General features: G+C 40.6%; 10 protein-coding genes and 1 pseudogene. 4 read left to right on the forward strand and 7 right to left on the reverse strand.

What is annotated here, in order from left to right; all coding sequences use genetic code 11:
• Positions 1–36: 36 nt before the first annotated feature.
• From BR63_RS01010 to BR63_RS01035, 6 genes are all read right to left on the reverse strand, one after another.
• Positions 37–420, reverse strand: a complete 384-nt coding sequence (locus BR63_RS01010; RefSeq protein WP_051966239.1) for a DUF1634 domain-containing protein — start codon at positions 418–420, stop codon at positions 37–39.
• On the reverse strand, positions 421–1,263 hold the full coding sequence (locus tag BR63_RS01015; protein WP_034425612.1) for a sulfite exporter TauE/SafE family protein: 843 nt from the start codon (positions 1,261–1,263) through the stop codon (positions 421–423). It abuts the gene before it with no gap.
• Between the two features lie 448 nt (positions 1,264–1,711).
• A complete protein-coding gene (locus BR63_RS01020; protein WP_081908328.1) occupies positions 1,712–3,001 on the reverse strand; it encodes a phosphatase PAP2 family protein in 1,290 nt (429 codons plus the stop codon).
• Complete coding sequence (locus BR63_RS01025) at positions 3,002–3,820, reverse strand: hypothetical protein (protein WP_034425614.1); 819 nt, start codon at positions 3,818–3,820, stop codon at positions 3,002–3,004.
• The gene (locus BR63_RS01030; RefSeq protein ID WP_034425617.1) at positions 3,817–4,329 is read right to left on the reverse strand and encodes an anti-sigma factor family protein; all 513 of its coding nucleotides are present in this window, start codon (positions 4,327–4,329) and stop codon (positions 3,817–3,819) included. The genes BR63_RS01025 and BR63_RS01030 overlap by 4 nt, the downstream gene beginning before the upstream one ends.
• Position 4,330: 1 nt before the next feature.
• Positions 4,331–4,873: an RNA polymerase sigma factor gene (locus BR63_RS01035; protein WP_034425620.1), complete on the reverse strand. Its 543-nt coding sequence runs from the start codon at positions 4,871–4,873 to the stop codon at positions 4,331–4,333.
• A gap of 488 nt (positions 4,874–5,361) precedes the next feature.
• Here BR63_RS01035 and BR63_RS01040 point away from each other — a divergent pair, with 488 nt between their 5' ends.
• The 4 genes from BR63_RS01040 to BR63_RS01055 all read left to right on the forward strand — a co-directional run bounded on the left by BR63_RS01040 (position 5,362) and on the right by BR63_RS01055 (position 11,234).
• Positions 5,362–6,486 carry a PRK06851 family protein gene (locus tag BR63_RS01040; RefSeq protein WP_034425622.1) on the forward strand — a complete coding sequence of 375 codons (1,125 nt, stop codon included), beginning with the start codon at positions 5,362–5,364 and terminating at the stop codon, positions 6,484–6,486.
• Between the two features lie 112 nt (positions 6,487–6,598).
• The gene (locus BR63_RS01045; protein WP_243270047.1) at positions 6,599–8,338 is read left to right on the forward strand and encodes a sigma-54 interaction domain-containing protein; all 1,740 of its coding nucleotides are present in this window, start codon (positions 6,599–6,601) and stop codon (positions 8,336–8,338) included.
• Positions 8,339–8,643: 305 nt separating this feature from the next.
• Complete coding sequence (locus BR63_RS01050; RefSeq protein ID WP_034425624.1) at positions 8,644–10,056, forward strand: sodium:solute symporter family protein; 1,413 nt, start codon at positions 8,644–8,646, stop codon at positions 10,054–10,056.
• Positions 10,057–10,100: 44 nt separating this feature from the next.
• On the forward strand, positions 10,101–11,234 hold the full coding sequence (locus BR63_RS01055) for a M24 family metallopeptidase (protein ID WP_034425626.1): 1,134 nt from the start codon (positions 10,101–10,103) through the stop codon (positions 11,232–11,234).
• A 434-nt stretch (positions 11,235–11,668) separates the two neighbouring features.
• On the opposite strand, the pseudogene BR63_RS01060 reads toward BR63_RS01055, so the two are convergent.
• A pseudogene (locus BR63_RS01060) lies at positions 11,669–12,906 on the reverse strand (IS110 family RNA-guided transposase).
• Positions 12,907–13,225: the final 319 nt, after the last annotated feature.

Genomic DNA, 13,225 nt, shown 5'->3' on the forward strand with positions numbered 1-13,225 from the left:
TATCGGATTCAGGTAATATCCCCTTTTTTATGAATACTAACCTACCTTTCCTAAAGTAAAGCTTAAAATCAACATGAACAGAACAAAAATAGTAATGGCAGAGTACAGGTAATCCTTTTCATGCAAAAACAGAAAAATTGAGGCAATTACCCGAAAGACGGGAGTAAATATGAGGAAAATGAGGCCCAAGTCTATGACGGAGTATGGCTGAACCGAGATGAGCCCCTGCCAAATCTCTCTTAAAGTATGTGGAAAAACAGCCTGTTCTTTATAATTAAGAAGGGCCATTATTAAGCCCGCAGATACTACAATACCGCTAATAAGCACACCAATACGGAGGGCATTACTGATAAATAGTTCCATACTAAATAATTTTTTGTCTCTGTCTTCAAAATTAGTATTGATAATATCTTTTCCCATTTAATTTACCCCCATGCCTTTAATAAACATCTGAACTGCTATTAATAACAGGACAGGTATAAATATTTTCCGAAGAGTACTATTTTTTACCTTATCCATAATCTTACTACCCGTTGTTGCCCCTAAGAGTACGCCTATTGCTACAGGTGCTGTGATAAGAGGGTTGATATCACCTCTCGCAAAATAGACTGCGGCACTAGCTGCGGCTGTTACACCAATCATAAAATTGCTGGTGGCGGTTGAAACCTTCATGGGAAGTCTCATTGCCATATCCATGGCCATCACTTTAAAGGCTCCATTTCCGATACCCAATAGTCCCGAGATTATACCTGCAATATACATCAGACCTAAGCCTTGAGGAACTCCCTGAGTTTTATATTCCACTTTCTGTTCCAGTTTATTGTCAAGATATGCTCCATTCAATTTTAGTTTTTCTGCCCAGGGGTGACCTGTATCATATTGTGGTAACTCGAAATTCCTTTTACGGAACATCATAGTAGCTGAATAAAGCATAATAAAAGAAAAAATGATGTAAAGCACCTTGGAACTAATCACTCCCGATAAGTAAGCACCCGTAATAGCCCCGGTAGTTGTGGCTGTTTCCAGAAACATAGCAATACGAATATTCGTTATTTTGTCACGAACATAAGCCGCTGCTGCCCCGCTTGATGTAGCGATTACTGAAATAATACTAGCACCTATGGCGTAATGAATGGGTACATTCAAAAAAATGGTCAGAATGGGAACAATAAATATTCCACCGCCTAAACCTAATAACGACCCCAAAACACCAAAACCAAAAGATAGACATAATGTTATTAAGGCAAAAATACTAGGTGACATTATATTACCCCCAAAATAAAGATAGTGTAAAGTATTAGTAGGAGAATTAGGTATACAAAAACGTCAGTTTAAATTTAACACAAAACCATTATATAATATATTAATTTATACTAAAGTCTTGCAATTTCAGTTATTTGGCTTAATTATTCCGCACTTTGGGAGTTCTTATTCTTGAGAGCCATGATTAACCCTGAAGCTGCTAATATCCCTGATGTTGCCCATTTTTAATTATATTAAGAGTAAAATACTAAACCCCCAACTTAAGTTTCCCTTAGAGATAAGAAAACCGGTAAATACCATTACTGATTCTTCTGGTATTGGGAGAATGCCAACCATGCCAAATAAGAGTAGGAAGAAAACAGCATAGTAACCATAAGACTAGATAAACTGCAAAAAGTTTTCAGCAGACATTCTTTGTCCCACCTTTAAGTCCTAAATCCTTAATGGATTATACATTGCTTCTATAATACCTAATAGCCTGCAACCCCAGAATACATCCTACCAGCCAGAATCCTCCGGCAGCAAAACCTGCTAAAACATCACTCGGGTAATGAACACCTAAATAAATGCGGCTTATACCAATGGCGAAGACTAGGAACAAAAAAAGGGAAGTGAAAAAATATTTAAGTTTTTTTGTCTTTAGGTTAATCCACATTAAATAAGCCAGCATACCGTAAAAAGCAAAGGAAATCATGGCGTGACCGCTGGGAAAGCTGTATCCCGTAACTTTTACCAGTCTTGCAATGTCCGGCCTGCTACGATGAAAAGCCCATTTTAATATTTCATTCATGATCCAACTACCGGCCAAGGCTGTAATCACCATGTTTGAATCCCAAAAGTGTTTTTTAACTTTGCGAAGATATACCAAAACTACAAGGGCAAGAAAAATCATAGTAGCAGGAGACCCCATACTGGTTATCCCTTTCATAATTAGGGTTGTTAATGGACTGTTAATTAGATTAATAACATCGATAACTATTTGATCAAATAGTTTTAGTTCGTTATTAATAAGGTCTTCAGCCAGCTTGGCAAATAGAAGTATAAAGACCAGACCGAGGACTAATCCCCCTATAAGGTAGTTTCCGAAAGCTCCGAGAGGAGAAATCTTTTTCGTATATAAATCTTCTAATTTTGTACGACTTTTAATCCATAATTTACGAAAACCAATAATAATCTTTGTACTCCTAAAAATTAAATACAACATCATTACTACAAGAGCCACTACGACAGTAATGATTTCCAAATAACTACTTAAAAACTCCTTTGCCTTTACCCCCATACTAAAAAGCAAAAGTCCTTCTAGGAAAAAACGTGCACCACGGCTTAAGAGGGAAGCTACTACGAACACAATTTTATTAATCCTGAAGATCCCGGCCCCAATGGTAAAAACCTTATAAGGGATAGGAGTAAAACCGGCTATTGCTACTGCCCAGCCCCCATAATTTCTAAAAAGCTCTTCCATCTTCCTAATTCGCTCTGGAGCAATCCACTTTTGTAGTAATGGTCTTCCAGCCTTTATGCCGATGAAATAACCAAAAATTCCGCCTAGAACCGAAGCTACAGTAGTGAGTAAGGCATACCACAAGGCTAATTTGGGTTCCCCCAATGACAAACCAATGAGTAGTATATCTGGAGGAAGAGGGAAAAAAGAAGATTCAGCAAAAGATACTAAAAATAAGCCTAGACTGCCGTAAACCATGAGAAATTCGGCAGCACTTTGTAACCATTGACTAAACAATTATGTCTCCCTCCCTGGTAACAGACTAACAGCTAAGGACCCCAGGGCTAAAACAAATATTACTATACCCCAGAATACCCCTAATAGTGGAAAATTAAGGAGAGCCGCAATAAATAAAGAACCGGTTAGAACCTGGTAAAAAGACTTGTTTCCCCGGGCAACACCTGTAAGTAAAAGCTCTCCAACTATTAAACTTAAAGCCCCCAAGCCAATTGGTAATAGGAAAATAAGCATGATCCCTAATAATACGGCTATAGGAATACCTATGATTGTTACCGTTAAAGCAACCAAAATTAAGCCTAATCCTAAAGTCGCTAATAAACCTAGCAACCCGGTTTTGATAAAGCTTTTTTGTAAAATGACTTTTGTTTGGTTAACCCTGGTTTTAAATAAAAATGCTGACATTAAGCTTGCTAATAATATAAACAAGGCTAAAAATAATTTCATAAGTTCAATGAAAATAAAGGCTCCTACACCTAACAAGAGGCTATTCAAATTCTCATTGGCAAGACTAATATGGAAGATGCCTTTCCCCACTTGTGCCCCAGGCTCCTGGGTTAATTCACCACCTAAAAGGAAGATCCGGTCTTTTATTCTAGCGGTATTAGTCAGAGTAAGATTTCCATTAATGACTACTACTTCATCAGTAACCTCACCAGAAATTATTCCGTCTTTCCCGTAAAGAAAAACATTATCGACTTTTTGGTTTTCAAAAATAATCATGGTCTTATTTGTTAGACCCTGCTCAGCCCAGACATTACCGGGGAAAAAGCTTAGAAAGAGAAGTAAGAGTAGCAGCAAACATATTTTTCGGCTCATGATACCAACTCCTTTCTGGCCATAGTAAGATAAAGGCGAGCAAATCCGTAAAAGGCAAGGATTCCGCCAGCCATAAATATTGCCCCGAGGGCGAGATTTATAGGAGACATAGGTACCCGCCAGCTTAGATCTACTACTAAGTTCAAGACAATTGTTAGGTTTTTAATAAGAACATACATTAAACCAAATAAGCTACTACCGAAGGGAACTAATACTATTCCTAAAGCAACCAGGCTTAAAATTCCCCAGGATTCAAACAACCTAACAAAAGGTGTCTCACTAATTTCTTCAGTCTGCAATTGCCCTAAAACTTTCGTGGCTAAGAAGGGGTTAACTGAAGGCCGGGGTAATTCTTGAACTGCCTTGGAAAGCAACTGCATCAGGTTAAGTGCTTCCTTACATTTTTGACAGGTTTGAAGATGTTCTTCAATGACACTAGACAGTTCTGGTGTAATTTCCCTATCCAAACAGGCAGATAAGTCTATTTCGCGGCAAGCACATTGGCCCATATTACATGTCTCCCTCTTTCAATTTATTAAATAGCATTTTGCGAGCAGAAAATAGGCGTGATTTTACTGTTCCCAGAGGAATATCCAAGACTTCACTTATTTCCTGGTAAGAATAATCCTCCCATTCCCTTAAGATTAAAGCTGCCCGATATTCGTCAGGTAAGAACTTTAAAGCCTTAATTAGTTGTTCCTTTTCTTCCTGTTTTACCATAAATGTCTCTGGACTATCGCTAAAAGTAGTTTCAACTTGGGTTATTTCGTGAAGGGGGATTGTTTTAAACCTGCCTTTTTCTTTTGAACGCCGGAAGGAAAGATGAGTAATGATTTTTCCAAACCAACTTTTAAAGGCTTCTGCTGTCTTTAATTTTTTTATATTATGGAAAACCTGCAGGTAAGCTTCTTGTAAAACATCTTCCGCATCTAAAGTATCGTGTAAAATACCATAGGCTATATTAAATCCTTTTTGCTGGGTACTCTGTAGAAGTTTTTCAAAAGCCGTCAGATTGCCCGCCTTTACCTGTTCTATTAATGAAGGATCTATCAACGGGCCATTCCTCCTTTTTGGCTCCCGTAATTTTACCGGCTAAAGAACCCCAGAGGTCTATAAGCTTCCCGGCAATTGGTTCTACAAAAAGCCATAATTTATTAGCTAAATAACTCCCTAATAATTTCTTCAGTACTTCCTTTTTTAAACCATATAATTACTAATACAATACCATAGAGTAAAACTCCCCACTTTGCTATTCACTTATTAAGAGACAAGAAAATAAAAAAAAGTTCGCAGAAAAAAATAAAAACAGCTAAAAAATTTAACTGTTAGTCTATAAGTTATTCTCAGTAACCAAATTGCTCTCTGCCACATACTTATTAAGTGTGCGGCAGGGGTACTCATATGGGATAAATACGCCCCGCTGCAGCAGCGGGGCATTTTCTTTAAGTTTAAATCAAAATTTCCCTCTCAGAAGCTATTGTGAGCACACAATGGGGTGGGCTCTACCATAATCTACAATGACGTAAAGGAGGAAAAGGGTAATGTCAAAAGGAAAAGTGAAAAAGGTTTTTCCAGGCAACAATACTTCAGTAGGTTTTTATTCCTTCTATGACTACATCATTAAACCCGATGCCAAGCGAATTTTTGTGATTAAAGGAGGTCCTGGAGTAGGCAAGTCTACGATGATGAAAAACATCGGGGAGACTTTGGTGGAAAAGGGGTTTGATGTGGAATTTCATTGCTGTTCATCAGACAACGGTTCCCTGGATGGTGTGGTAATTCCTGCCTTAAATGTAGCTTTAATCGATGGCACTGCACCCCACATCGTTGACCCCAAAAACCCGGGAGCCGTTGACGAAATTGTCCATCTGGGTGACTACTGGAACGAAGAGAAAATGGTTAAGGCTAAGGAGGAAATTATTCGCTGCAACAAACGGGTGGGAAGATTATTTAAAATTGCCTACAGCTATCTGAAAGAAGCCAAGGTAGCCCATGACGAGTTAGCCAGTTACTATGAAGAAGCGACAAACTGGGGAGCAGTTAATAAACTAATTTGGGAAGTAAATGCCAAGCTTTTTGCCGGTGTTACACCCCAGTTTGCCAAAACTGCTGAGATACGGAGGCTTTTTGCCAGTGCCAATACTCCCGGTGGTGCCGTTCATTATATCGACACAATTTTAAGAGATGCAAAACAGCTGTATATGTTGAAAGGTGAGCCAGGTACGGGAATGGAGAAACTTCTGGATGCCGTACTGGAAGAAGGGGTCCGTTTAGGCCTGAATTGTGAGGCCTATCATTGTCCCTTTGATCCCAGTAAACTGGAACTCCTCTATTACCCAAAGTTCCGGAAAGCTGTTCTGCGTTTAACGGAGCGGTTGGCATTTGACCCTAACTCCTTACCTGATCTGCAGGTGCAGGAAGTCTTTGATTTTAATGAATTTGTAAATCCTGATGTGGTTAAGATCTATGCCGAGGAGATTGCTGACGCCAAAGCAAGAATAGCGGCCAATTTCCAGCGGGCCTGGAAGAAAATAAAAGAGGCCAAAGCTGTCCACGATGATATGGAGAAATATTATATTCCGGCTATGGACTTTGCTGCCATCGACAAGAAAAAAGAAGAAATACTGCACCGTATCCTGGCACTGGCAGCAGTTGCCGCCAAGTGATGAAAGAGGGGTTAATCCCCTCTTTAATTTTGTTTATGTTCTAAATATAGTATAATTAAGCAAATACTGTTTTGTTTTAAAAACAGGCAATAAAATACAGGGGAGGGAGCCTGTGGATAAGGCGGCGATCTTGACAGTAGAAGAAGCCCTTCACCGGAATTTTTTAAAGGTTGCGCCGGCGTGTACCATAAGGGAGGGCCGCAGTTTAGTAAAAAATCCCGGAACTGTTTTGCTGGTCATGGACCAGGAACAGGTCTCTGGTGTGGTGTTCCCCGAAAAACTTTTTATACAAGACCTGGACCCTAATGAAACCCTTGGTGGAATAATCTCCGGAACGATTGCCCTGCTCCCCCGGGAGGCCCTCAAACAACAGGTATTATCATATTTATCTTCCTTATGTTCGCATACCCTCATTATCATGGGACAGAAGAACGAGGTTTTAGGTCTTTTAGATTTACGGTTACTTTATCAAGAATTGTTACAGCGTTTAACGATTGTCCAGGCACGCCTTAATGCGGTATTAGAGACTATTGATGATGCTATCTGTATTATTAATGACCAAGATGTGGTGGTAGAGTGGAACCAGAGGGCCGAAGAACTTTATAACATACCCAGGGAGAAAATCATTGGACACAGCATTGAAGAATTTTTTACCAATCTTATGGTTACAAGGATAGTTAAAGATTATAAAGCGGTACGTTCCGTACCCCACCAGCCTTGTAAAGGAACCCATGTTTTAATTAATGCCAGCCCCATAAAGAACGGGCATCAGGTAATTGGAGCCGTTTCAGCGGAACGGGATATCACAGAAATAGTCAGGCTTAACCAGAAGCTGAATCACGCCAGCAGCCAGGTGCAGGAACTGCAGAATCAGCTGACAAGGATTGCGGCAGGACGAAACCCCTTTGCGTCTATTAAAGGGCATAACCAGAGGCTGATGGATCTTATCAATATGGCGAAAAAAGTAGCCGGGACCAATGCCATAGTTTTAATCCGGGGAGAAAGCGGCACCGGCAAAGAGTTATTTGCCAGGGCTATTCATGAGGCCAGCCCCCGGGCTGAGAAACCCTTTGTCGTCGTAAACTGTGCGGCCATTCCGGCTACCTTATTTGAAAGCGAGGTCTTTGGCTATGAAGCAGGAGCCTTTACTGGGGCCAACAAACGGGGCAAAACGGGGGTTTTTGAAACCGCTAATGGCGGAACCCTGTTTCTTGACGAAGTGGCGGAACTGCCCCTGGATCTTCAGGTCAAGCTTTTACGAGTTCTCCAGAACCAGGTGTTCTACCGGGTAGGGGGCTCCACTCCTGTCAAAATTGATGTGCGCTTCATTACCGCCACTCACCGTAACCTGGAGGAAATGCTTCAGAAGGGGCAGTTCCGGGAAGACCTCTATTACCGCCTCAATGTAGTAACCCTGGAAGTACCCCCTTTAAGGGATAGGAGGGAAGATATTCCCGAACTGGTTTACCAGTTTATTCAGGAATACTCCCAGATTTATGATAAACACATAACCAAAATCGAACCGGAAGTAATGTCCTTACTGCTGACTTTTACCTGGCCGGGCAATGTACGGGAATTAAAAAATGTCATTGAACGCATGGTCATTTTGACAGAAGGCAATGTCATCACAGAAGAATTTATACCTCCCGTCTTGCGGAAGCAGTCAGGGGGAAGGGTACTATCCTCTTCAGTGGGTTTAGTTTCCGTGACTGAACAAACGGAACGGGAATTGATTGAGCGTACCCTCAAACAAACTAACGGTAACCGTTCCCAGACTGCACGCATGCTGGGGATCCCCCGCAGCACTCTTTATTATAAGATGCACCAATTGGGTTTACTCCCAAAGGAGTAAATTTAAGAGGACTAGTGTCAGGTGTACTGGCAGGTGTTTAAAAAATTGGCATATTTATACACAATACAGAACTTCTTTAGACAGATTTTTTATCAATTATTTCATAGATTGTTATATTTATTGGAAAGTTTTTGGGACCTTTGTTTGGTCCTTTTTTCATTGGCACAAATTTTGCTATAGTAATATATTGACATAATTAATATATAAATACAGAATATACCTATAGCAAAAGGGAGGTGGGTTAACTCTTACTATCTTTGTTTAATTCATTAAAGTTTCATTATTAAAAAGAGGAGGTATGATTGATGGCTTTATCGCACAATCCCAGTCTTTTGTGGTATGTAATAGGTTACGGTCTTGTCATGGTGATCATTGGCATTATTTACTCCAAAAAGATTCACACCAGTGAGGATTTTATTCTGGCAGGAAGATCATTAGGACCCCTCGTCTTAATGGGGACCTTAATTGCCACATGGTGTGGAAGCGGAACAGTAACAGGGGGGCCCAATTCACTGGCCTATTCCTTTGGCTTATGGCCTGGACTTTTATACACTCTCCCAAGTATTGTCGGAATATTTATCTTATATATCATCGGTCCTAAAATAAGAGAATATGGAAAATATACTGTTTCTGAAATATTAGAAGATAAATTTGGTACTACGGCCAGGAGTTTGGCAGGGATCATCATTATCCTGGCTTATGTGGGAATAGTTTCTTACCAGTTTAAAGGTCTTGGCTTTATTTTAAATGTAACTACTGGCATCTCCGTGGATGTGGGAACTATTTTAGGGGCACTTTTAATTATCTTTTTAGCCTTTGCCGGGGGATTAGTGACAGTAGCTGTGACCGATGCTATCAGCGCTTTTCTCATGTTATTTGGTCTCATGATTGCCGTTCCCGCTGTTATAAATGCTGCAGGTGGTTGGGATAAGATTGTTGCTAATGTGCCCCCGCAAAACCTCACGTTTTTTGGCTCCCTTACGCCCCTTCAATTAATTGGTTATTATTTACCCCTTTTATTTCTGTTGTTAGGAGACCAGAACATGTACCAGAGATTAGCGGCATCAAAAGGAACTAAAGAAGCCAAGATTGGTATGAAGGGATGGTTTGTTGGTCTCTTAATCCTGAGTCCTGCCGTTGCCCTAATTGCCTTCGCCGCCAGGGCAATCTTCCCCAAAATTAATCCCGGGATGGCCTTAATTTCAACAACTCTGGTTATACCAACATTTGTTGGAGGAATGTTACTTGCGGCAGCAGCGGCTTTTATCGTAACTACCGGAAATTCCTACTTATTGTCTGCAGCTACCAATGTTACCTATGACATTTATGGAAGGTATATCAACCCTAATGCTACTGATAAAGAGAAGTTATTTTTTACGAAAGCGCTAGTACCTGTATTAGGTATTATTGCTTATGTCATGATACGTTTCTTCCCCACTATTTTAGCTGTACAAATGTATTCTTATACAGTTTATGCCGCCGGTATAACACCCGCTGTCTTAGCTGTATTTTTATGGAAACGTGTAACCAAGCCGGCGGGGATATCTTCCATGCTGGCCGGTGTAATCACTACACTGTTGTGGGAAATTCCTTTGGGGAAACCTTTTGCTTTGAATAGTTCAGTGATTTCCGTACCAGTAGCAATCTTAGTACTGATCATCGTCACTTTAATCACCACTCCCCAAACAGACAGTCAAAAAAATATTACAATTAGCTAGTTTTTAAATAAGCCTTAAATATTAAACAAAAAAGGAGTGGGTTAATGGATACCTCTAAACGTTTAGCAAAATTAAGAGAGTATATGGAGGAAAATGGGATAAGCTTAAGCATTATCATGCATCCTGAAAACCAGTATTATATCAGCGGTTTTAAAGCTATCATTTATTCAAGGCCCATTGCCTTAATGGTAGAACCTGCTGTAACGGCCTTAATCGTACCCGGTTTAGAGGAAAAGCATGCCGAAGCAGAAGCAGCCGTTGACCGGTTATATATTTACTATGAACATCCGGAAAAAACGGAAGATCCCAAATCATACATGGAGCACTTGGATAAAATTATTTCTGCTTTTCCTAAAGGTACAAGAATAGGTGTAGAAGCCAGTGTAATGTCCATGGGTTTGGCCAATCATATAAAAAATGCGGGCTATGAATTACTTGACATAGGCAGAAAAATAAGTGAGATGAGATTCATCAAAGATGAGCAGGAGATAGAGTTATTGATTGAAGCCGGGAAATTAGTCAGTTTGGCCCTGAGTGAATCTCTCGAAAAGGCCAGGGCAGGGATTAGTGAAATAGAATTAGACCAATACGGAAATAAAGCCTTATTTGAAGAGACCGCTAAGAAATATCCTAACGCCAGCTTAGATTATTTCGTAATGTCTCCCTCAGGTCTGATTCGAAGTGTAATGCCCCATGTTTTTTCGAATACCAGAAAATTAACGGAAAATGATATCGTTATACACAGCAGGCAAGTTGGCTTAAACGGGTACAGGGCTGAATGTGAGAGAACCTTTTTTGTAGGTGAACCAACGGCAAAGCAAAAAGAAGTGTTTAATGTAGCTGTTGCTGCCCAAAAAGCGGCCATGGAAATAATAAAACCGGGAATTATGGCTAAAGAAGTTGATATGGCCGCTCGTCAAATTATTCAAAAGGCAGGGTATGGAGAATATTCTATCCACAGAACAGGCCATGGCATTGGTTTGGGTGTCCACGAAGAACCATCTCTCAGGTTCGATTCGGACTTAATTTTACAAGAAGGTATGGCCTTTTCCATAGAGCCTGGTATTTACATACCTGGTATAGGTGGGTTCCGTCATTCTGATACGATAATCATAACGAAAGATGGAGCCAGAGTAATTACTGACTATCCCTGGGAATTGAAAGACCTAATTTTCTAAATAGGGTTCAGTTATTCTGCCAGGTGTACAAAAAACTGACATATGTATACAGTAAAAAGAAGCTCTCTTTCAAAGAAGCGTGTTGTTACACGCTTCTTATTAGTACGAAAATAACCCTATCAAATAATCAATATGCTTGTAAGGCAAAAAAGACAATAACGAACTAGCAGATGCAAGTTCATGCATCTGACGGATTAATCCTTCTGGAGGATATAACTGTTAGACAGCTTACTGGACTTCTCTCACCTCCAGACCGAGTTTTTTAGCTTCGGCAATAATTCTTTTTACACGGAATTTTTCCTGTTTTAGTACGAAAATAACCCTATCAAATAATCAATATGCTTGTAAGGCAAAAAAGACAATAACGAACTAGCAGATGCAAGTTCATGCATCTGACGGATTAATCCTTCTGGAGGATATAACTGTTAGACAGCTTACTGGACTTCTCTCACCTCCAGACCGAGTTTTTTAGCTTCGGCAATAATTCTTTTTACACGGAATTTTTCCTGTTTTTGTTTAGCTTTTTCAAAGGATGTCTCGTCGTAGTCAACATCTTTCTTCAATAAGTTGTAAATGATCACGAGGAGCTTTCTGGCTAATGCAATGAGAGCTTTCTTGGCCCCGCGGCGTTGTTTTATCTTCCAGTACCAAGACGATAAATAGCTATCGCGTATTCGGGTGATGCACCAGGCAATTTCGCAAAGGATTCGTTTTAGATAGGTGTTGCCATGGGTGGTACGGGTGGACTTTTTTTTCCTGCACTTTCATTATTACCAGGACTTAAGCCCGCCCAGGAACAGATATGTTCCGCGGTTTTGAATCGGCTCATATCAATGCCGATTTCCGCCAAGATTGCAGCAGCGGCGGTTTTGTCAATCCCCGGGATGCCGTCCAGTTGCTCCAGTTGTCTTTGATATTGCTTGAGTTTTTCCTCAAGCTTTTGCTCTACCTGGTGAAGATGCTCGTAGTGCTGATCCAGCCACCCTAGCAAAAGCTTGAGGAACTCCCTTTGGTGAACATCCATTTTACCATTGACAGCCTGTTTGATCTCATGGAGCTTGCTCTTAGCGCGCCCCTTTACAAATGTTTCTACTTCGCGGGCAGATATCTTCCCGTAGCAGCAAAGGTGATCTATAATTGCTCGGCCTGATACGCCGAATATATCGGTAAGAAATGTTGACAGCTTAAAGCCGCAGCTTTGTAAGTGCTTTTCAATCCGATTTTTCTGGGAAGTAATTTCCTCGACGATGCTTTTACGGTACCGGGTCAGATTACGGAGTTCCCGGATAGGTTTCGAGGGGATAAAACTTCCTTCTAACAATCCGGCACGCAAGAGAGTGGCTATCCATTCAGCGTCCTTCATGTCGGTCTTTTTGCCAGGAACATTCTTCATGTGCCGGGCGTTGGTAACAATCAAAACCATACTGCCGTCAAAGGCTTCTTCCAGTACGTTATATACAGGCTGCCAATAAACACCAGTACTTTCCATAGCCACATTCCGGCAGTTTTCCTCTTCCAGCCAGGCTTTTAGTTCATCAAGTCCAGCAAGAAGGGTGGAAAAAGTGCGGATGGTTTTAACTGGTTCCCCGTCAACATTGCCTTTTAATAAGCAGGCGACAACAGTTTCCTTGTGGACATCAAGACCACAACAAATTTCCAGAATGTCTTGCATACGACTCACTCCTGCTCCAATGGATTTCAGGGATGATTGCCCGAGAAAATATGGAGTTTAGTACCCGTGCTGTTCCCAAGTCCTTAAAAACAAGGGGCGACAATTGGCCGTGCTCAAAGGCAATCAGGTTAGGTTTTTAGTCGAGGTTATACCATCAAAATACAATCAACCTTTGTCCCTGATAATTCCAATGTAGCAGAAAATTAGACCATTGTAATCACTTCTACATATTTTCATAATTGGTTGTGCCTTCTAGGCATGGGTGGTTTTTAGGTAATCTTATAATTTCCTAAAAATAGGGGTGTGTTAGGGGACTATT

It is taken from the genome of Thermanaerosceptrum fracticalcis (genome assembly GCF_000746025.2).
Classification (GTDB): Bacteria; Bacillota; Peptococcia; order DRI-13; family DRI-13; genus Thermanaerosceptrum; species Thermanaerosceptrum fracticalcis.